We start from the raw sequence: 21,302 nt of genomic DNA, 5'->3' as shown, positions 1-21,302 counted from the left end.
AAAATCACTGCTCTTTGATCGAGAGATACGCGATGATGAGGAGGATCGAATAGACCCCCATCAGTAAAAAACCGATCCCTAAAATCATCGTCGCAAGGCTGATCAGATAGAGCCAGGCTGCCACGGTGAACATCGGAGCGTCATACGTCTGTGCGATACCGTTGAGGGCGCTGAACATCGCAATGACCGAATAAATGCCCGCTGCGGCGGCGAGCATAAGCATCATCAGCGTCCCTATGCCCATCCCCGTAAATCCGGCGAAGAAAAAACCGAAACTTCCGATCCATGCACTTGTAAGCAATCCGATGGCGGCGATACCGGCGACGAATGCCTTGACCTTGTACCAAAAAAAGCTCATTTCCCCTTTATACAGTGCCAGCCGATAGACTCCGTAAAGTTCCAGTGCAAACCCCGTAACTCCCAGCAGGGAGGACGCGGTACTAAAGAGCGAGAGGAACGCTCCGAACGCCGCAATAAACGCTCCCGTCTTAAGTTCCGAAGGTTCATTCTGGAGATTGGCCGGATTGGCTTGAGGTTCGCTTTCGAGGGTGTATATCTCTTTTGCCGAGGATTCTTCGGGGATAAAATCGACCTTCGCCCCGTTTTTGAGAAGGGCGTTTTTCACATCCTCTTCCCCAAATCGGTAGCGCAACCCGTCTTCGCCTAAAATGATTCCCTCCCCTTCGCTGAAGTGTAATATCGTCCCCTTCATTGAGTCCTCCTTGCTTTGTGTCTTCAAAGTATAGCAATAAGCAGGTTCGGTATAGTAAACAAACGGTGTCGAAAAAGCGTGCATCAAAAATGCATACGGGGGGACAACCATGACAAAGGATAACGATGAATCCCCAAAGCGCCAAACGTTCATTAGCCCATCTTTGCGAACGAAAAGTTCCCGTATTTTTATGGGGTCCTCCCGGGATTGGAAAATCCTCGATCGTCGCACAGATCGCGAAGGAAAAAAACATCGCGTTTATCGATTTGCGTCTTTCGCTGCTCGATCCGACCGATTTGCGCGGGATACCGTTTTTCAATGCGGAAAATCACGAGGCGATCTGGGCGCCGCCGTCGTTTTTGCCGAATGCCGATCAGAGCGAGGGGATTTTGTTTCTCGATGAGCTCAACACCGCTGCACCGATGGTACAGGCCTCGGCTTATCAGCTGATTCTGGATCGTAAAATCGGTGAGTACCGTCTTCCGGACGGATGGGCTATCGTCGCGGCGGGAAACCGTGAAAGCGACCGAGGAGTCGTCTTTCGGATGGCGTCGCCGCTGGCAAATCGATTTGTCCATCTGGAGATGGAAGCGAGCGTCGAGGACTGGCGTAGCTGGGCGATCGGATCGCAGATCGATCCCTCCATCGTCGCATTCATCGCCCACCGTCCCGATGCTTTGTTCACCTTCGATACGAAAAACGAGAACCGTTCGTTCGCTACGCCGCGCACATGGGCCTACGTCAATGAGATCATCGCTTCCGAACCCGAAGCGGATTTGATTTTGCCGCTGGTCGCAGGAGCAATCGGCGAAGAACTTGCCGCGGCGTATCTGGGATTTAAAATGATGGCCGATCAGCTCCCCGATCTCGACGCGATCATCGACGGTACCAGCAATGAAGTCCCTGAAGACCCTTCGGCGCTTCATCTGCTCAGTTCGGCACTGACGATGCGGATCAACGATCATACCGGATCGAAAAAACTGAACAATCTTGTCGCCTATACCCTCAATCTGCCGGGAGAGTTTGCGGTTATGATTATTCAGGATTTACGCTCACGCGGGATCGAACTGGATCATATCGACAGCTGGCCGCTGTGGATGCGCAAGTTTAACGCGTTGATGCGCTAAGGTAAAATCGTGAATCCCGAACAGCTTCTTCTCAAGGCCAAAACCCATCTGACGATGAAACATCCCTATTTTGGGATGCTCGCTTCGAGATTGCGTCACGAACCCGGAGAAGGGGTTTCCGGATACGCCAGCAACGGGATACGGTTTTTGTACAATCCCGCCTATATCGAGAAGCGGACGATAGAGGAAGTGATGTTTATTTTGACCAACTGTGTCATGCACCACGTCCTCTCGCACCAGCAGCGCCGCCTGAACCGCCGCGGCTCGCTATGGCAGCTTGCAACCGATTATGCAATCAATAACCTGCTGCATCAAAACGGTTTGGTGATCCCGCAGGGGGCGAACTTTAATACAGAATTCAAGGGGATGTACGCCGAGGAGATTTACGATCTGCTCAAAGAACAGTACGGTCTCAGTCTTTCGGAGGATGCCTTCGGACACGACGACCAGCGCAGCCCCGATACTATGGCGATGGGGGATGTTCCCGAAGAGGAGGGAGGAGAGCCTTTCAGCGCGAACGACGGCACGATCGATGAAGGGCTCGATCCGCAGAGCGAATCGCAATGGCAGTACGCCGCATCGGTTGCCAAAGAGGTGGCGCAGCGCAAAGGATCGATGCCGACCGGTATGGATCGTCTGGGGAAACGTGCGATAGCCAGCGGAGTGGATTGGCGTTTTGAATTGTACAATGCGATCAATCGGCACATGCGCAACAATTACGCCTTTATGCCGCCGAATAAAAAACATATCTATCGGGGGATCGCTTTACCCTCGCTTGCAAGCGATACTCTGAGCTTATGCGTGGCTATCGATACGTCCGGTTCGATCAATGACGAACTGTTGGGGTTGTTTATGGAGGAGTTCAAGTCGATTATGAACAATTTTCCTGCCGTGAAGATCGAATTGATCACCGCGGATGCCAAAGTCCATAACCATTATACGTTTCAGGGGGGAGAGAGACTCGATTTTTCGCTAAAAGGGGGAGGCGGGACCGATTTCCGCCCCGTATTCGATTACATCGATGCCAACCTTCCGATGACGACGATGCTTCTTTATTTTACCGACGGAGAGGGGCGTTTTCCTCGGATTCCGCCGGCATATGAAGTGCTGTGGGCCCTTTCGGGACCGGCAAAAACCCCTTTCGGAAGAGCCTTGGCTCTCTTCGCATAACTTTTTACCGGGCGTAGCGAAGCAACTGCCCTTTAAACGGAAGGGTGAGATAGTCGGTATGTACCGGTTTGCTTTGGGTATGGGAGAAGTCGAGACCTACCATCTTTTTACTGAAATTGGAGTGGTTCCCGCGACCGGGATCGACAATAATCACTTCGCACGACGCTTTGGTATGGCGATCGATAAATCCGGCCAAAAGCTCAACGTGATCTCTTTCGTATAACAGATCGCTGCCGATGATAAGATCGAATTCGCCGAGAGAGTCTTGCACGTCTCCCCATCCCGCACGGATAAACGGGATGATTTCATCGTCGTTGATGCGGGCATTTTCGATCAAAAAACGCTCCGCTTCGGGATGGTAGTCGGTGGCGGTGATATCGGCGGAGCGGTGATTTAGCACGAGGCTCGCCAATCCGATTCCGCATCCTACTTCCAATATTCGTTTGCCCTCGATATCGAAATCACTCATCAGATGGGCAAGAATTTTGCCTGAGTCCCAGATCACTCCGAACAGCGGCCATGATGCGGAAGATATCCCCAGCTTTTGGGCTTTATCGTCTGTATCGGAATATTGTTGGGTGTCTCTGAGGGTTCGGACATGGATATCGTCATCTAAAAAATCGAGCGTCTGGTAGCGAAAGCGTAAGGGGGACATAATACTCTTCGCTTATACGCGAAGATTCAACCATGAGGGGGGATTATCAAAGCAGAGTTCACTTTCGTGCCAATCGGTTTTTTCACTGTTTCGGGCGTGTAACTGACCCCCGATGAGGGTATATTGCAGTCCTGTGACGGTACTGATCAGTTTTTTCCCCTCTTTTAATGCGCTTAAAACGGCTTCTTTGCTTTCCATGGTTTTTTCCTTTAATCGGCTCGGAAAAACACCTTCAGGTGTCTTAATAGAACGATATAATGACGGACACCACGGTATCCGTCGAGGAGATTAGAGAATTGTAACGTTCTCTGCTTGAGGACCTTTTTCACCTTCACCGATAGAGAAAGTAACTTTTTGTCCTTCTTCAAGACTTACACGGCCGTAACCTGTGTTGTTGATTTGACGGAAATGTACGAATACATCTTTCCCGCCGTTGTCTTGTTGGATAAATCCAAAACCTTTTTCACTGTTGAACCATTTGACTGTTCCGTTAACTTGATTTGCCATAGCAATTCCTTTGGGTTGTAATACACCTCATTGCTGAAGTGGTCGAAGTATAAAGTGGAGTATTCTAAGGGCGGGTCGTACTGCTAACGGAAGTCATCAATAAAAAGCAAGCCAAAGATGAAACTCTAAATCATCTTTCAATAGCTGAAGTATACCTGAAAAAATCCTTAAAAGCAAGAAAAAATACATTTTAAGAATTTTGCTTTGAAAAAGCAAGCTTCAGCGCCACAGCGGCTAGCGTAGCCGGAGGGATTTTATTCCTGCGGTGTTTAGACTTTTGACTGGACGGTGATTTTCGTCGCTTCGAAAAGCTCCGCCGCTTTTTGGATCATCGGCTCTTTGAGGACATCGCTGCCGTCAAACTCTTTGACGCTGGTTTCGTCGCACTGGCTGACACAGCTTCCGACGCCGATCTCGGTCTCTTCGACCATCGAAGCGCTTTCGTCGAGAGGTTCGCTAGGCTCTACACTCGGGTCCGCTTTTTCCGTACTCGCTTCTTCGGGAGTTTTGGTGCACCCTTGCGATTTGATCTGAGTATCGATACCGTAGACTTCACGGACGAACTGACGGATGATGCCGAAACTGTTTTTTAGGAGCTCTTTTTCCTCTCCCTCGGCACAGCTTTCCCAAGTCAGGGTATTCTCTTCATAGGAGAGAAAAGTGACATTGTTCTTAAAGCATGTTCCCAGCTCCAGGCTCCGGTCGTTGATTTTTTCACACAGTATCTCAAACGGAGATTTGGATGGAGCGGTCGGCATGACATGCACGGTTTGGCTTTGCGGTTCGCTTACCATTTCCGGTGTTTTGGTTTGAGGATGCGAGACTCGTGATTCGAGCGATTCGATCATCTCGTCGATCTCTTTGATCTTCAGCGCTTCGATCATTTTAAAAAGGGCCAGGCTGACGATAAAGCCGCCGTCGGCATTGATGGCGAAGAGAGTTTTGGAATCGCTGAGAATGCGGAAAAAACGTTCGATAACGAGCGGACTGAAACGGTGATCCCCCTCATAAAGCCGTTCTTTCAGATAGGCGATGATCTCATCGATCACCATCTCGGATTCGTACGCTTCGAGCTCCTGAATCATCTGCGTGAGGGTGTGACGGTCTTTGGCGAAGACGGCATCAAAAAGGCGGCTGATGTAATCGGGATCGAGAAGGCCGAGCATATCGGCGATGGTTTTGACATCGACGTACCCTTTGGAATAGATGATCGCCTGATCGAGCAGTGTCAGCGTATCGCGCAGAGAACCCGAGCCGCTGCGGGCGAGGATGTCGAGCGCTTCGTTTTGATATTCGATATTTTCCAAGTGGAGAATATGGCTAAGATGGTGGACGATATTGGGATGGCTGATCCGTTTAAACCGAAAGTGCTGGGTACGGCTCAAAATGGTCGGCGGGAGCTTCAGAGGATCGGTCGTCGCGAGGATGAATTTGACGTATTCAGGCGGCTCTTCGAGGGTTTTTAACAAGGCGTTATGGGCCTCTTTTGTGAGCATATGTACTTCGTCGATGATGAAAATTTTAACTTTGGCGCTGGCCGGACGGTATTTGGTATGTTCGATGAGATCGCGGATATCATCGATTTTGCGGCTGGACGCGGCGTCCATTTCGATGATGTCGATGTGGCGACCTTCGTTAGCCATGACACAGTGGCTGCAAACGTCGCACGGTGCGGAAGTGGGACCGTTTTCACAAATCAGGGATTTGGCAAAAATCCGTGCGGTCGAAGTTTTTCCCGAACCGCGAAGACCCGAGAAAAGATAGGCATGAGACAATCGGCCCGAATCGAGGGCGAGCGAAAGAGTTTGAGAGATGCTCTCCTGCCCGATGAGCTCTTCGAAGCGTCGAGGACGATATTTAAGTGCTAAAACTTCGGATGTGCGCAATGGGAACCTCTCTAATTTTGAGTGATAGAGTTTAACATGCTTAGGCTAAATTTAGCCACTCTTTGGCAACGCGTCGCAGCCCTTCGGGATTTTCCGAGGCGAAAAATTTGAGTTCGGTATGTTCGAATCGACGGCTGAAATCGTAATGGCTTTGCAAATATTCGACGATTGCCTCTCCTGAGTGGATCAGAGTACTTTTTCCTTCGAAATACGCATCGATTGCTTTGGCGACCAACGGGAAATGGGTACATCCGAGAATAACGGCGTCGGGTGCTTTCTCCAAATCACCGAAATAGTGGTGGAGGGCACTTTGGAGCACTTCCCCCTCGTATAACCCCTCTTCGACGATCGGAACGAGCAAGCCGGTCGCTTTTGCGGTCAGGCGTTCATAACCCAAAAGGTTGAGACCTTTTTCATAAGCGCCTGATTTAACGGTTGCTTTTGTCCCGAGGATCAGGATATCGGCTTGGGTCGAAGGAACGGCATTTTTAAGGGCCAAAACACCCGGATCGACTACACCGATAACATCGCAATTGCTGTGCAGCCTCATTTCATCCAGGGCGTAGGCGCTGACGGTATTGCAGGCGGTGATGAGTAGATCGATTTCGAAGTTTTTGAAAAATTCGATCGCTTCGAGGGAATAGCGGATAATAGTGTTCGGGTCTTTGACTCCGTATGGGACGCGGGCGGTATCGCCGAAGTAGATGATCTCTTCGAAGAGTTTATGCTCCAGCAACGATTTTACGACGCTTAAGCCTCCGACACCGCTATCAAAGACACCGACTCTCATCTTATTTGGTCGACTCATTCATGCTGTCGAGGAATTCGATATTGGATTTGCTTTTGAGCATCGTGTTGTAGAGGAAGCGGAGGGCTTCGACCTCGTCTTCTTGTTTATGCAGCATCGAACGAAGAACGAATACTTTTTGAAGCACTTCCGGTCCGAGAAGAAGCTCTTCTTTTCGGGTTCCCGATTTGAGAATATCGATCGCAGGGAAGATACGGCGGTCAGAAATTTTGCGGCTGAGGACGATTTCGGAGTTCCCGGTCCCTTTGAACTCTTCGAAAATAACCTCGTCCATACGGCTTCCCGTCTCGACGAGAGCGGTGGCGATGATCGTCAAGCTTCCGCCGTTTTCGATGTTACGCGCCGCACCGAAGAACCGCTTGGGTTTGTGCAATGCATTGGCATCCACCCCGCCCGAGAGGACTTTTCCAGAACTCGGAGTGACGGTGTTGTAGGCACGGGCGAGACGGGTGATCGAGTCGAGAAGGATAACGACGTCTTTGCCGAGCTCGACACGCCGTTTCGCACGCTCGATCACCATTTCGGCGACTTTGACGTGGTTTTTGGCCGGTTCGTCGAAGGTAGAGCTGTAGACTTCGCCTTTGACGGAGCGCTCCATGTCGGTAACCTCTTCGGGGCGTTCGTCGACGAGAAGAACCATCAGTTCCACTTCGGGATGATTGTTGGTTACGCCGTGCGCGATCTCTTTCATCAATTCTGTTTTTCCCGATCGCGGAGGAGCGACGATGAGTCCGCGCTGCCCTTTTCCGATAGGGGCGAAGAGATCCATCATCCGTCCGGTCAGTTTGGTCGGCTGGTATTCGAGTTTGAGTTGTTCAAGGGCATACAGCGGGGTAAGATTTTCGAAGAGAGGACGTTTCTTGGACTCTTCAGGAGGGAGATAGTTGATCGCTTCGACTTTGAGCAGGGCATAATAGCGTTCCTGATCTTTCGGTGCCCGTACCTGTCCGGTAACGATATCCCCGTTACGCAGAGCAAAACGGCGGATTTGGGTACTGGAAACATAGGCGTCATGCAATGAATCGCTGAAACTTTGATCGACGGCGCGTAAAAATCCGTAACCGTCCTGCATAATCTCCAAAATTCCGGTGAAAAGGATGAATCCCCCCTGTTGCACCTGAGTTTTAAGAATTTCGAAAATCAAATCTTGACGTTTGAGTTCGTTGGGGTCTTCGATATTTAAAGAGGTCGCTATTTCAAGAAGATCTTCGAGTTTTTTCGTACGGAGAGCCTCAATCGTAAATCCGTCAACAGGGATGTGGGTACGATTTTTAGAGTTATTTTTCGGAGTTTTTGCGGTGGTATCGCTCATTCTGATAATGCCTTAGGGTAGAGTGGATTTTTATGTAGTACGCGAGATATGCAGTCAGTTTGTCATTGTGTTTCCCGCATTATAAACTATCCATGACAACGTTGTCAAGAAAAAGCCGTTTCAGAAAGAATTTAGGAAGGTTTCGGGATTATAAAAAACTATAAGAAATGGTAATTTTATTATGAGGTGGAAACGCGCAGTGGATTGGATTAAACAATTTTCGATTCGGACTATTTTAAAAGGTATTATGGTGCTTATAGGGCTTTTGCTGATCGCCAGTATGGCGAGCAATTATCGATCGGCGGGAAATGTCGAAGCGATGCTGCAAAGCCAAAGCAACGAAACGATACCGAGAACGTTGCGATTTATAAATCTGAAAATCAACGTGATTCAGATACAGCAGTGGTTAACCGATATTTCGGCGACGCGGGGCGAACCCGGCTTCGATGACGGATTGAAAGAGGCTGAAGAGTATTACCGCCAAGCAAATGAGGATATCGAGACCCTGATCGCCTCCGAGCAGGATAATCCCAAAATGAGGGAAGAACTCGTACAATTTAAAGCTGATTTATCCGAGTATTACGCAATCGGCCAAAAAATGGCGCAAGCATATATCAACGGAGGTCCCGCTTCGGGAAATCCCTGGATGGAAAAACTTGACCCTTATGCTGAAGTGCTCGCAAAAAGACTGGATGAATGGAGCTCTCTCAATGTTAAATCGCTGGAAGCATCTTCGCAACAAATTACCGATGTTTCGGAATCGGCAAAGACAACGAACTTTATCCTCTCTTTAGCGGTCTTTGTTTCGGTCGTCATCGGTTTTGGCGTCATCGCTTTAATTCTGGACGGTATCAAACATCTGATCACCCAAATCAATTGTTTAGCCGATTTGGATCTCGGAAAACCGCTGGGAATCGAAGGCAAAAACGAAATATCGCAGATTGCGTCGAGTCTGGAGTCGGTGCGTCGGCAATTAGGAAGTTTTATCCAAAATACGAAAAGCACCTCGAATGAAAACGCTTCGGTAGCGAAGCAGTTGTCGGTCAGTTCTCTCGAAGTAGGCAAAACGGTCGAACAAACTCTCAGCGCTATCGATCAGGTCGCCCGGAAAAGTGAAGAGATCAATCACGATATTCATGATGTTATCGAACAAGTAAACCGTAATAAAATGCACATTTCCGAAGCCGGAAACGCGCTTGGCAATACAACGGCAAAAATTACGGCATTGACGGCAGAAGTTCAAAAAAATGCCCAGATAGAAAATGAGATGGCGGTGCGGATCGAGCATTTGAGTAACGATACCAAGCAGGTCAAAGAGGTTTTAAATGCGATTTCCGAAATCGCCGAACAGACTAACCTCTTAGCACTGAATGCCGCGATTGAAGCGGCACGTGCGGGAGAACACGGGCGCGGATTTGCCGTCGTGGCCGATGAGGTTCGAAAGTTGGCGGAACGGACTCAAAAAAGTCTTGTGGAGATACAGTCGACGATCAATGTGATCGTGCAGGCTATTATCGAGGCGAGCGAAGAGATGAATGAAAACTCGAAAAAGATGGAGCACCTCTCTATTATCTCGGATGAGGCGGAAGCCGAAATCGCGTCGGTAGCATCCGCTATGGTCGAAGCGACGCAAACGACGGAAACTACTGTGGGCGTATTCAACCATACGGCCGGTATGATAGAGGACATAGCCAAAGAGGTAAAAACGATCAATGATCTCGGAGTTTCAAATGCACGGAGTGTCGAAGAGATTGCATCGGCAGCGGAACACTTAAGCACGATGACACAAAACCTAAACGGGCAGCTTTCAAAGTTTAAATCGTAAGAATTTCTTTTTTTTGCTTTCAAATATGAAAGTTGTGAACACTTTTTGCTATATTGTCGCCAGAAGATTATCAAACATGTTTTCAAAGGGTTAGTTTGCTCGATTTTTTTAAAAAGAAAACCGAAGAGACTCCTGTCGCTATTGTCGAGGAGGCTCCCCGAGATTTTACCAATTCGATCGGGATGGAATTTCTCTACATCGACGGCGGAGAGTTTTCGATGGGACGCAATCCGCAGTATAACGAAGGGGGTGACGTCGAAGCCCCTGTTCATACGGTGAAAGTGGGAGGATTTTGGATTTCAAAATATCCGGTCACCCAAGAACAGTATTTTAAACTGACACGTCTCAACCCTTCGTATTTTAAAAACGATAAGGTCGAAGAAGAGAGTTCCCGTCGTCATCCGGTCGAACAGGTGAGCTGGTTTGATGCCAAAGCCTATGTCGAACTGCTCAACCGCTACGAAGGGAAAACCCGATTTTATGCGTTACCGACTGAGGCGCAATGGGAATACGTCGCTAAAGCGGGGGGGAATACCCGATTTACTTTCGGCGATTCGGAAGCGTTGTTGGACGAATATGCCATTTATGAATACAGCTCCAACGGAAAAACGGCGGTCGTAGACAGTAAGTCTCCGAACCGTCTGGGAATCTACGGATTGCTCGGTAATGTCTGGGAGTGGTGCGAAGACGACTTTTTTGCCAACTATAACGGAGCCCCGAGCGATGGGAGCCCGCGTATCGGCGGAGCGGAAGGGGAATCGTTCAAGGTGCGCCGCGGCGGAAGCTATAAAACCGGCTATTTGTGTTTGCGCAGTTCGTTTCGCGGCTATTCGCGCCCCGATCTGGTTGCGAACGATATCGGATTTCGTCTCGTGATTAACGGCGATCCGTTTAAATAATATTATTGAAACTCGCCGCTTTCGTATAACCATTTGCCGTTCTCTTTGAGAAAACGGCTTTTCTCCCGAAACGGAGTGTCGTTGAGTATCGCTTCGAATGTGACGTAAGCAACGCTTTCTCCATCGACAAATTCTATGATCTTCAATCCCGAAAATCGGGTGTTCAGACTAAATTCCCGAATGCTTTCTTTCCACGCAGCGGTCTCTTCCGTATAATCGATATTCGCACGATGGGTCGTCGCAATAATATAGTGGGGCAGATCCAACGCATAGGCGCAATAACGCGAGCGCATCAGTTTAAGAACATCGGAAGGGAGCATCCCTTTATGATAGGGGAAACAGCACCGTTTGTATTTTTCACCGCTATGACACGGGCAGGGGGCATTTGCAGATAATTTCATGGCGCAATAATAGTGTAGATACTCTTGGTTTATTCTGATGAAAATTTATGTATCAGGAGAGCATAAGGGGGATCAATGTACTCTTGTTGAAACACAAAAGGATCGCCATGTCGTATTATATTTGGCTGATACTCGGAGTACTCGCGTTTGTCATCGAAATGATGCTTCCGACATTTTTTGCGTTATTCGCGGGAGTCGGCTTCATATCGGCGGCATTGGTCGCATTTTGGCTTCCGGAATCGCTGTTTTGGCAGTTGGTCATTGCGGCAGTTTTTATGATTATCGGTGCCGTTGTCTTTAAAAAACGGGGAGTTGGGGACGATGAACGCGATACGGTAGGGACCCATAACGAATTCGTAGGGATTTTGGGGGTGGCGATAACTCCCCTATCACCCCATCGTGAGGGCGAGATAGAGTTATACGAACCGATCGTAGGGACGCGCCGATGGCCGGCAATCACCGAAGAAGGTGATATCGATATCCAAACGGAAGTTCGCGTCGTCAAACTCAACGGCAACACGGTTGTCGTCGAAAAAACTACATTAGAGGGATAAATATGGATGTAAGTATCGTTTTTTCTTTAGTTTTAGTCGCCGCGGTGGTATATACCCTCTCGCAAATGGTTCGGATCGTTCCGCAGGGGGAAGAATGGGTAGTCGAACGGCTCGGAAAGTATCACAAGACTCTATTGCCGGGACTTCATCTGCTGATACCGATTGTAGACATCGTCGCGTATAAAATTGTGACCAAAGAGTTGATACAGCAAACCAGAGAGCAGGAAGTCATCACGAAAGACAATGCCGTCGTCATTATCAGTGCGGTCGTATTTTACAGGGTCACCGATCCGGGAAAAGCATCGTATTCGATCAGTAATTTCGAAAGTGCGGTCGCCAACATGACGACGACGACACTCCGCGCCGTAATCGGGGGGATGACATTGAACGAATCGCTCTCGCAACGCGATCAGATCAAAGCCCAGGTAGCCGGGAAAATCCGCGATTCGCTGAGCGGATGGGGATTGACGCTCGGAAATTTGGAAGTGCAGGATATCCGTCCGAGCCAAAACCTTCAAGAAGCGATGGAACGCCAAGCGGCGGCCGACCGTGAACGTGAAGCGGCGATTTTGATCGCTGACGGGCAGAAGAGGGCGGCTATCGCACAGGCGGAAGGTTTGAAAGAGTCGGTGATTTTGGAGGCGCAAGGGCGATTGGAAGCGGCAAAATTGGAAGCTCAGGCAAAAGTAGAGTTGGCAGAGGGGGATCGCAAAGCGATGGTGATGATAGCTCAAGGGCTCGTAAGCGGGGAAGCGGCTCCTCACTATTTGTTGGCGCAGCGCTATATCGACAGTGTGAAAAAACTGAGCGAAGCGGACAATTCCAAGGTGGTCTTTATGCCTGCGGATTGGCAGCAAAGTCTTGCCGGAGCAGTCGGATCGCTGGGATATTTGGGAAATATACTCGGTGAGAAAAAATAGGGCAATCTGTCATCTATTTCGACAGCTAAGGCTAAATTGTTATAATGGCTTAAAAAGTTGACAGCCATGCTTTATCCGATTCTCTTTATCGCGGCACTCTTAAGTACCGTAATTACGGGGTGGGCGCTGATGCGTTCGCGCCAAAATCTTCTTTATCTCCAATCTCAAAATGAGCAGCTTCAAAATGCTGTTTCCCAAGAATATACGGCACGGATGGAAATCCAAACGAAACATGAGGTTCTTAACCGTGATTACCATGCGCTTGAACGCGATTACGCGATTTTGCATACGCGTCATGAAGAATCCTCCCGTTCTTTTGAAGAGAAAATCCGCCTCCTCGACGAAGCTAAAGCCCAGATGAAAGTGCAGTTCGAACAGCTCGCCGCGCAGATCTTCGAGCAAAAAGCAAAAACGTTTGACGAAGCCCATACCAAAGGACTGGACCTCCTTCTTAAACCTTTCCGCGAACAGATCGCACAGTTTGCGACACAGAGTAAAGAGCAGTTTATCCATGATGCCAAAGAGCGCCAAAGCATCAAAGACGAAATCCTCCGCCTCAAAACCCTCAACGAACGGCTCAGCCAAGATGCAATCAATCTCACCCAAGCTCTTAAGGGAGAGAATAAAACCCAGGGTAACTGGGGGGAGATCGTTCTTGAACGGATTTTGGAAGAGTCGGGGCTTCGTGAAGGGCATGAGTACGAAGTGCAAAGCACCCTCAGTGACGAAGAGGGGAAAAAGTTTCGTCCCGATGTCATCGTCCATCTTCCGCAGAACAAAGACATTATTATCGATTCGAAAGTCTCATTGGTTGCGTATGATGCGTTTGTCCGCGCGGAAAACGACGAAGAACGCTCTCAAGCGCTAAAACAGCATCTACTCTCGATCCACGCGCATATCAAAGGGCTGAGCGGGAAACGGTATGAACAGCTTAGCGGAGTACGTACTCTCGATTTCGTCTTGCTCTTTATGCCGATTGAAGGGGCTTTTCTTCTGGCCTTGGAACAGGATAATACCTTCTTCAAAACGGCGTATGAACAAAACATCGTCGTCGTCTCTCCCTCAACCCTTCTTGTCACGCTCCGCACCATTGAACATATCTGGCGAAGCGAGTATCAGGAGCGCAATGCGAAAGCGATTGCGGAATCGGCCGAAGCGCTGTACGATAAATTGGTAGGATTCGTAGATGACATGGAAAAAATCGGTGATCAGATCGGACGAACCCAAAAAAGCTATGAGAGTGCAATGACTAAACTATCAGGCAAAGGAAGTCTTATCCGTCGAGTTGAAGCAATGCGGAAACTCGGATTAAAACCGAAGAAATTGCTTCCAACTTCACTAACCGATGCCGAAGAAGATGAAGAGATACTATAAATAACATTTATTGTTGTTTTAAACCTATAAAAATTATTTTAATTGTGAGTTAAAACTATAATTTTTAGATAAAATAAACTTAAATTAATCGAAAAAGATAAATGGGTTCTTATGGGTGAAAAATCATCGTCGCTAAATTTAAAATATATTGACATATTTTCAGGCTGTGGCGGCCTTGCATTAGGCTTGCATAATGCAGGATGGCAAGGTACATTTGCTATCGAAAAAAGTGCTGATGCCTTTTCAACTCTCAAATACAATTTAATAGATAAAAAGAATAATTTTGATTGGCCTGACTGGTTACCTAAAACCAATCATGATATTAATGCAATCATTGCTACATATTCGAAAGAACTTGAATCATTGAGAGGTAAAATATCTTTAATCGCAGGTGGCCCACCTTGCCAAGGTTTTTCTATGGCAGGGCGAAGACGTGAAGATGATGAACGCAATAAACTAATCGATTCTTATATCCAATTTGTCAAATTTGTCGAACCCGAAATCTTGTTTTTTGAAAATGTAAAAGGTTTTACGATTGGATTTAAAAAAGACAATAAACGCGGCGAAGCGTATTCTGTCTATGTTGTTAAAAAACTAGAAGAATTGGGTTATGATGTAAAAGGTCAGATTATCGATTTTTCTGAATACGGAGTTCCTCAAAAAAGACAGCGTTATATCTTAGTCGGGACGAAGAAAGGAAAATCTGATTTCTTTTTTGATTCAATCGTACAGAACAGAGCCAAGTTCTTTAAAAGTAAAAAGCTTGATGATAAGACATCGTTAAGTGATGCGATTTCCGATATCTTACAATCAAACGGCAGTGTTGATTCACCTGATAGCAAGAATTTCAAAGCAGGTGTGTATTCAGAGGCAAATAGCAACTATCAAAAGCTTATGAGAAAAGGTGTTAAGTCATCAAGTACAGTTGTTGACAGTCATCGTTTTGCAAATCATAAAGAGGATATTGTTCAACGGTTTAATTATGTAATTAAGCATGGTAAACCAAATAAATCGTTTTCAGATGAACTCAACAAAATGTTTGGGCTAAAGAAACATACAGTAGTTCCACTGTGTGAAAAATCTTGTACGCCAACTCTTACGACTCACCCCGATGACTATATACATTACAGTGAACCAAGAATCTTAACAGTTCGAGAATATGCACGAATACAATCTTTTCCAGATAGTTATGAGTTTAAAGGTAAATATACGACAGGTGGTTTGCGGCGAAGAGTAGAAGTTCCACGATATACGCAGATAGGTAATGCCATTCCTCCGCTTTTTGGTGAGCAAGCCGGACTTGTACTCAAGGATATGATTTAATGGAATTTAGGATCAGTTCAGAATTAAAAAACATTATTGGAAAAGATTTAATTATTAACGATGAAGTAGCTATTTTTGAATTGGTTAAAAATGCTTATGATGCACATGCTACACGAGTCGATATAACGTTTGAAAAAGATAAAATTATTATCCAAGATAACGGTAAAGGTATGGATCTTAATGACATAGAGAATAAATGGCTGTTTGTGGCTTATTCTGCTAAAAAAGACAATACCGAAGATAAAGAGTTAAAAGAAGATACTAGATACCAAGACTATCGAGATAAAATTAATCTAAAAAGAGGTTTTGCTGGAGCTAAGGGGATTGGTAGATTTTCTTGTGATAGACTTGGTTCAAAATTGAAATTAATTTCAAGAAAAGTATCTTCTTCAGATTTTCACCAATTAAATGTTGATTGGGATGATTTTGAACAAGATGCACAAAATGATTTCATAAATATACAAGTAGAATATAGCTCACCGAAAACAGTTCCATATGATCTACAACAGGGCGTAATACTTGAGATTTCTCAGTTACATACAAAATGGGGTGATAAACAAATACAACTACTGAAGCGTTCACTAGGTAAACTTATTAACCCCTTTGAAGTAAATACTGTATCGAATAATTTTCAAATTTATATTAAATCAATAGATTCTATGTTTCCGGTTCCAGTTGTTAATGAAATAATAAAAGTATTAACAATGAAAACAACAAGAATCGATGTAGCGATTAAAGAAGGTTATATTATTACTAGTTTGTCTGATAGGGGCACATTAATTTATAAAATTGGAGAAAAGAGTCACTATAAGCATCTGAAAAATTCTTCTGCAACATTGCTATATTTAAATCAAAAAGCTAAACATAATTTTTCTTCAGTAATGGGTGTAGCACCACTCCGTTTTGGACATGTTCTACTGTTCAATAATGGTTTTAGAGTGTATCCTTATGGAGAAGAAAATGATGATAGCTTTGGTATTAATACAAGGCACCAACAAGGGCATAGTCGATATTTTGCAACAAGGAATATTATTGGTAGTATTAACATCAATGAATATTCTAACCAATTTAAAGAAAAAAGTAGTAGAGATAGTGGATTAATTGCAACAGAAGGTTATTTGGAATTAGAAGAGTTTTTTTGGGAAAAAGTTCTTAAAAGATTAGAAAAGTATGTTGTTGGAATACAGTGGGAATTAGATGGGATCATCAGAGATCGTGATAATGAATCAGAAAATTTAACTGTACTTAATACTTTAGAAAGCAAATCCAAAATTATTCATTTAATAAAAAAACTCGCAGATGCTCCAGATGTTAAAATATTTGAGTTTGCAAGCGATTTCTTAAATATCCTGCAAGAAAAAAATGATCTGACTGATCCTATTGTAAAGAATTTGATTGATATAGCACGAAAATCTAATAACGCCGAATTATTAGATGAGATAGATAAGATTAAAAATCAAATGAATGGATTATCGCAACAAAAAAATGAATTAGAAAAAATTCTTTATGAAGTAGAAGAAAAAAATACGGTACTTTTTCAGGAAAACAAACTAGTAAAAGAAGCTCTAAATTCAGAAAAAGAAAAAGTCGTTGTTGTTTCACAAGCATTAGAACAACAAATGAAAAGAAATATATTCCAAAGCTCAATAATTGGGATGGAAAAAGAACAAATTCTTGGGTTGCAACATCAAATAGATCACTCTTCAAGCCGGATTATTCGGAATGTAAATCTCTTCACCAAATCTTTCGATATAAATACATTGACAGAGAAGCAAAAAAAATATATTAGTGTTATCCTGCATGAAGCTGAAAAAATAGCGTCAATATCAAAATTTGTAACCAAAGCCAATTTTAACCTAACAGCTACAGATGTTCCAGTGGATATAATTAGTTTTATTAGAGAGTATATCAATGAGTTATATCTATCCGATAAAAAAATTATCGATTCTGATATTGAAATTTTAAATATAGGGTCTACGGCTGATAAGTATAATATGACTATTCGACCGCTTGAAATCACAACTCTAATTGATAATTTAATTCAAAATGCAGACAAAGCCGGGGCAAAAAAAATTGTATTTAAGTGTAATATTGATGCTGGTGAATTGGTGCTACATATAGAGGATAATGGTAAGGGTATCTTGAAAGAAAACATTGGTCATATCTTTGAATTAGGTTATACAACTACTGATGGATCAGGAATAGGGCTTTTCAATATATTATCAACCGTAAAACGAATGAAGGGAACTATAGATGTCGATTCTGAAGTTGGTAAGGGCACGATCTTTATAATTAGGGTAAAAAATGCAAATTGAATACAAAATCCTATGGCTTGATGATCAAATTGATTCTTTTATTGACGATGAGTATGTTGATGAAATCAGAACATACTTGGAAAATGAAGGCTTTGAAGCCATTGTACATACCACCAATACTGCTACAGACTTCTTTTCTCAACTTGATGATTCTTATGATTTAATCTTAACGGATTATCATATGGGTGAAATGAATGGCGATAAAGTTGTTGCAAAAATTAGAAATGAAAGCAAAATTTTTGCAGAAATTTTGTTTTACACGGCTAGAGCTGATTTGCAAGATATAATAAAATTAGATCGAATCTCTTTTTTGGAAACTTCTTCTTCTGGTACAACACATGAAAATGCTGTTGTGGAAAAAATTAAAAAACTGATTGATCTTACATTACAAAAATTTCATGATATAGTCGTTATGCGTGGGATGATTATGAATGAAACAAGTGATATGGATAATCAAAAACTCACAATGATTCAACAGTTTATTAAAAAGTATGAAATAGAAAAAACTAGAGATTTAAAAGTAGAAATTTTAGAACAAATAAGTCAACTATTTTCTGATAAGCTTAAGTATGTAGATGGGGATTGGAAAACTAAAGACAATGGTTTTAAAGAGCTAATGAAAGATAATTTTGTATTCAGTGCTGATTACAAAATAAAGACACTTGCATGGATTTTAAATGAATTAAATGAAAAAGATTTTTCTAGTGAGTATCAAGATGAAATTATTAAAATTAGAAATAAGTTTGCCCATGCAAAACTAGAAGAGGATAGAGATGCAGAAGGAAAAGTGATTAGAAAATATTTTAAACATGCTGAAGATGGAATAACATTTGATGCTGAATTGTGTAAAAATATTCGTAAAAATATTCAGAAGCACAAAGCAAATCTTAATAATCTCAAATTAAAGATTAATGAATAAATTAATAATTTATGGCGATATTCATGGATGTTTAGACGAATTTCAAAAACTTCGTCAGCAAATCAACCCTCAAAATAATGATATTGAAGTATGTGTCGGTGATATAATCACTAAAGGCCCTCATTCGATTGAAACACTCCACTATATCCAGAAAAATGGCATCCTCTCAGTCCTCGGTAATCACGAAGACAAAATCATCCGTTATTTAAATCATCAAGAATCCCCTAAAAAAAATCCTATCATTTTAGATAGTGATGAACAGCAGATAATTGATAACTTAATGCCTAAAGATATAGAGTTTCTACGATCTCTTCCGCTCTTTTTACGTTTCGAACACATTACGATTATACATGGTGGATTGCAGAACTCTATGTTTTTAGAAAATCTATCTAAACGTGAACAACAAAAACTGCTTAGGCTTCGTTATTTAGATCAAAATGGTCATTTTGTAGCTCATGGCGAGGAAACAGAAGATTCGATTTTTTGGGCAGATGTGTATGATGGGAATCAAGGATTTATAGTCTACGGTCATCAGTGGTTTGATGAACCAAATATCAGTAAACATGCTATTGGAATCGATACAGGATGTGTTTATGGGAATAAACTCAGTGCAGTAGTTTTTGATTCAAATATGAATGAGAATTTTGTAATAGTTAGTGTGGCAAGCAACAGCATAGCACAATAATAAAGAAAGAAAATTTCCGAAAAAGTTCCTCTTTTTTGATATTACTTTTACAGATACAATTTCCTCATATCATTGTAAAGGAGAAAAACACATGGCTAAATCAGGCGGATGTACACCACCAAATGGACCTAGTACAACAGGTAACCCATCAGGTGGCGGTAGAGGCAATTGCGCTCTAAAAAGATAAGCGATTAGCCAAAGATGCTTTGAGCATCTTTGGTAATCAACTCTTCAATTTCTACATATGCTTCCTCAAAATAATTATCATAGAGTGTTTTTATCCACTTGACTAATTCGCGGTCAGACTTAAAAAGATCAATATCATCAATTTTACTTTTCAAGGAGTCTTGAAAAAGATTATGTAAAAAGAGTGCATAGTAATAGAGTAGGGCCGAATAATTAAGACCAATCTCGTCTAATTCCGGTTCAAGAGTGCGAAGTATATTTTTGATCTCATCATAAGATGCTCGCTTTAGTTTTTTGCTTTCTTTACTCCGCCAAGTTCTAAACTTTCTTTTTTTAGAGGCTAATTGCTCTTTTTCATCTGGATTATTAGTATCGACATTTATCGATTTTGCCATTTCAGTATAAGTAGTTTTATAGTGATCTTTTAGGAGTTTAAAAAATGATTCAATAGGATTGATATAGTTGTCTTGATCGAACTTCGGAAGTATTTTTTTAATAAATGAGAATCGATCTCCTCTGTCCTCTTTTCGGCTGATACCGTATTCGGCATCGATATAGGCAATGCAGTAGAGAAGTATATTAAGGTGTAACTTGGTGATAACGATTTTTTTATTCGTATTGAAATCGCTTCCAGTCGTGATAATGGATATATCATTAGGTGTTAAAAAAGAGTGTATAAAGGGATGATTAAATACAAATTGCATCCGTTCATCTTCTGAAGCGTAATTACGTACTTCTTTGATTATAGATGCTTCTTCAATTGCCAAAGTTGCAAATTTCTTTTTAAAATAGGGAAATGGAAGATCTTCATAACTTGGCGAATAAACAAAAAATTCCCAACCCGTCATATAGTTTGAAAATTCGTGAGTATGATCCCAATCCACAAATGGTATCATCGAGGATAATTTATCGAGCGTCTTAGGAGTTGGCTGTTTTTCCCCATTTAAGAGATTCCGGAATGTTCGCTCGCTTAGCGGTAATTTATCGAGAGCATCTTTTTCAATATTTTTATAAAGTAGAGCGGGGATAGACTCGATTCCGAAGAGATCGGCTATCGATTTTAGTGGGAAAAGAAATAAGTTTGCCATTCAGTATTATAAATGCGGAATCTTTACCTTCGAATTCAGCAACGCTCCGATGATGATCATCAGAGCCAAAACGCCGACCCATCCGATAAATCCCGACCCGAGCCATACAATCCACAATAAAATGGCACCCAGCGGCGTCGGAACTCCCGTAAAATGTTTTGCCACTTCTCCGGCATCGGAGTTGATATTGAACTGAATCAGGCGACGCAGTCCGCTGATGACGTAATAGATCGAGGCGATAGAAGTGATGATAAGCGGCAATCCGGTGAGATGGGAGTACACGCCCTGAAAGATAAAAAACGTCGGGACAAGGACGAAACTCAGAAAATCGGCAAATGAATCGAGCTGAATGCCGAATTCGTTGGAAAGGGCATATTTGCGGGCGATTTTTCCGTCGAAAATATCAAATGCTCCTCCCATCCATGCGAGGACAACGGCATACGTAAAATGGTTTTGGGTAATGAAATAGGTTGCGAGGAGACCGCAGGTGATATTTGCCATCGTAATCAAGTTGGCCAGATTAAAGTGACTGGTAGAACGCCATAAAAAGTGCATTAACGATCCTAGTTTTGGGTAATTTAACTATAATTATAGCGCAGTTCATAAAATAAAGATTCTTTTTGAAAAGAGTTATCA

General features: G+C 43.6%; 21 protein-coding genes. 11 read left to right on the top strand and 10 right to left on the bottom strand.

Annotated elements, in window-relative coordinates; genetic code table 11:
- Nucleotides 1–4: 4 nt before the first annotated feature.
- Nucleotides 5–712, bottom strand: coding sequence for a hypothetical protein (locus Q0389_RS03895; RefSeq protein ID WP_298691824.1), 708 nt, complete (start codon nucleotides 710–712; stop codon nucleotides 5–7).
- Between the two features lie 125 nt (nucleotides 713–837).
- On the opposite strand from Q0389_RS03895, the gene Q0389_RS03890 reads away from it, so the two are divergent.
- The gene (locus Q0389_RS03890; RefSeq protein WP_298691822.1) at nucleotides 838–1,839 is read left to right on the top strand and encodes a MoxR family ATPase; all 1,002 of its coding nucleotides are present in this window, start codon (nucleotides 838–840) and stop codon (nucleotides 1,837–1,839) included.
- 9 nt (nucleotides 1,840–1,848) lie between these two features.
- Nucleotides 1,849–3,009 carry a VWA-like domain-containing protein gene (locus Q0389_RS03885; RefSeq protein ID WP_298691820.1) on the top strand — a complete coding sequence of 387 codons (1,161 nt, stop codon included), beginning with the start codon at nucleotides 1,849–1,851 and terminating at the stop codon, nucleotides 3,007–3,009.
- A 4-nt stretch (nucleotides 3,010–3,013) separates the two neighbouring features.
- Here Q0389_RS03885 and Q0389_RS03880 read toward each other — a convergent pair whose 3' ends face one another.
- From Q0389_RS03880 to rho, 6 genes are all read right to left on the bottom strand, one after another.
- The gene (locus tag Q0389_RS03880; RefSeq protein WP_298691818.1) at nucleotides 3,014–3,664 is read right to left on the bottom strand and encodes a methyltransferase domain-containing protein; all 651 of its coding nucleotides are present in this window, start codon (nucleotides 3,662–3,664) and stop codon (nucleotides 3,014–3,016) included.
- Nucleotides 3,665–3,676: 12 nt separating this feature from the next.
- The gene (locus tag Q0389_RS03875; RefSeq protein ID WP_298691816.1) at nucleotides 3,677–3,862 is read right to left on the bottom strand and encodes a hypothetical protein; all 186 of its coding nucleotides are present in this window, start codon (nucleotides 3,860–3,862) and stop codon (nucleotides 3,677–3,679) included.
- Between the two features lie 90 nt (nucleotides 3,863–3,952).
- Complete coding sequence (locus tag Q0389_RS03870) at nucleotides 3,953–4,171, bottom strand: cold-shock protein (RefSeq protein WP_298691814.1); 219 nt, start codon at nucleotides 4,169–4,171, stop codon at nucleotides 3,953–3,955.
- 269 nt (nucleotides 4,172–4,440) lie between these two features.
- A complete protein-coding gene (locus Q0389_RS03865; RefSeq protein WP_298691812.1) occupies nucleotides 4,441–6,057 on the bottom strand; it encodes a DNA polymerase III subunit gamma/tau in 1,617 nt (538 codons plus the stop codon).
- Nucleotides 6,058–6,097: 40 nt separating this feature from the next.
- The gene (gene murI / locus Q0389_RS03860; protein ID WP_298691810.1) at nucleotides 6,098–6,847 is read right to left on the bottom strand and encodes a glutamate racemase; all 750 of its coding nucleotides are present in this window, start codon (nucleotides 6,845–6,847) and stop codon (nucleotides 6,098–6,100) included.
- 1 nt (nucleotide 6,848) lies between these two features.
- The gene (gene rho, locus Q0389_RS03855; protein WP_298691808.1) at nucleotides 6,849–8,177 is read right to left on the bottom strand and encodes a transcription termination factor Rho; all 1,329 of its coding nucleotides are present in this window, start codon (nucleotides 8,175–8,177) and stop codon (nucleotides 6,849–6,851) included.
- A 250-nt stretch (nucleotides 8,178–8,427) separates the two neighbouring features.
- Between rho and Q0389_RS03850 the strand changes: the two genes are divergently transcribed.
- Nucleotides 8,428–10,002 carry a methyl-accepting chemotaxis protein gene (locus tag Q0389_RS03850; RefSeq protein ID WP_298691806.1) on the top strand — a complete coding sequence of 525 codons (1,575 nt, stop codon included), beginning with the start codon at nucleotides 8,428–8,430 and terminating at the stop codon, nucleotides 10,000–10,002.
- Nucleotides 10,003–10,097: 95 nt separating this feature from the next.
- Entirely contained in the window at nucleotides 10,098–10,901 is an 804-nt protein-coding gene (locus Q0389_RS03845; RefSeq protein WP_298691804.1) for a formylglycine-generating enzyme family protein, read from the top strand.
- 2 nt (nucleotides 10,902–10,903) lie between these two features.
- Here Q0389_RS03845 and Q0389_RS03840 read toward each other — a convergent pair whose 3' ends face one another.
- Nucleotides 10,904–11,302, bottom strand: a complete 399-nt coding sequence (locus Q0389_RS03840; RefSeq protein ID WP_298691802.1) for a YchJ family metal-binding protein — start codon at nucleotides 11,300–11,302, stop codon at nucleotides 10,904–10,906.
- Between the two features lie 107 nt (nucleotides 11,303–11,409).
- On the opposite strand from Q0389_RS03840, the gene Q0389_RS03835 reads away from it, so the two are divergent.
- The 7 genes from Q0389_RS03835 to Q0389_RS03805 all read left to right on the top strand — a co-directional run bounded on the left by Q0389_RS03835 (nucleotide 11,410) and on the right by Q0389_RS03805 (nucleotide 19,392).
- A complete protein-coding gene (locus Q0389_RS03835) occupies nucleotides 11,410–11,856 on the top strand; it encodes an NfeD family protein (RefSeq protein ID WP_298691800.1) in 447 nt (148 codons plus the stop codon).
- Between the two features lie 2 nt (nucleotides 11,857–11,858).
- Nucleotides 11,859–12,776 (top strand): SPFH domain-containing protein, encoded by a 918-nt coding sequence (locus Q0389_RS03830; protein ID WP_298691798.1) that lies wholly within the window; start codon nucleotides 11,859–11,861, stop codon nucleotides 12,774–12,776.
- A 66-nt stretch (nucleotides 12,777–12,842) separates the two neighbouring features.
- Nucleotides 12,843–14,150, top strand: coding sequence for a DNA recombination protein RmuC (locus Q0389_RS03825; RefSeq protein WP_298691796.1), 1,308 nt, complete (start codon nucleotides 12,843–12,845; stop codon nucleotides 14,148–14,150).
- A 111-nt stretch (nucleotides 14,151–14,261) separates the two neighbouring features.
- Nucleotides 14,262–15,473, top strand: coding sequence for a DNA cytosine methyltransferase (locus tag Q0389_RS03820; RefSeq protein WP_298691793.1), 1,212 nt, complete (start codon nucleotides 14,262–14,264; stop codon nucleotides 15,471–15,473).
- Complete coding sequence (locus tag Q0389_RS03815; protein WP_298691791.1) at nucleotides 15,473–17,788, top strand: ATP-binding protein; 2,316 nt, start codon at nucleotides 15,473–15,475, stop codon at nucleotides 17,786–17,788. The genes Q0389_RS03820 and Q0389_RS03815 overlap by 1 nt, the downstream gene beginning before the upstream one ends.
- Nucleotides 17,778–18,707 carry a response regulator gene (locus Q0389_RS03810; RefSeq protein ID WP_298691789.1) on the top strand — a complete coding sequence of 310 codons (930 nt, stop codon included), beginning with the start codon at nucleotides 17,778–17,780 and terminating at the stop codon, nucleotides 18,705–18,707. Before Q0389_RS03815 ends, Q0389_RS03810 begins: the two co-directional genes overlap by 11 nt.
- Nucleotides 18,700–19,392 carry a metallophosphoesterase gene (locus Q0389_RS03805; RefSeq protein ID WP_298691787.1) on the top strand — a complete coding sequence of 231 codons (693 nt, stop codon included), beginning with the start codon at nucleotides 18,700–18,702 and terminating at the stop codon, nucleotides 19,390–19,392. Before Q0389_RS03810 ends, Q0389_RS03805 begins: the two co-directional genes overlap by 8 nt.
- 191 nt (nucleotides 19,393–19,583) lie before the next feature.
- Here Q0389_RS03805 and Q0389_RS03800 read toward each other — a convergent pair whose 3' ends face one another.
- Nucleotides 19,584–20,666 carry a hypothetical protein gene (locus Q0389_RS03800; protein WP_298691785.1) on the bottom strand — a complete coding sequence of 361 codons (1,083 nt, stop codon included), beginning with the start codon at nucleotides 20,664–20,666 and terminating at the stop codon, nucleotides 19,584–19,586.
- 6 nt (nucleotides 20,667–20,672) lie between these two features.
- Complete coding sequence (locus Q0389_RS03795; protein ID WP_298691783.1) at nucleotides 20,673–21,221, bottom strand: CDP-alcohol phosphatidyltransferase family protein; 549 nt, start codon at nucleotides 21,219–21,221, stop codon at nucleotides 20,673–20,675.
- Nucleotides 21,222–21,302: the final 81 nt, after the last annotated feature.

Origin of the sequence: uncultured Sulfuricurvum sp., assembly GCF_937936435.1 — a bacterium.
GTDB lineage: Bacteria > Campylobacterota > Campylobacteria > Campylobacterales > Sulfurimonadaceae > Sulfuricurvum.
The sequence above is the reverse complement of the archived record's forward strand: the minus strand, read 5'-3'. Positions and strand labels throughout refer to the sequence as shown.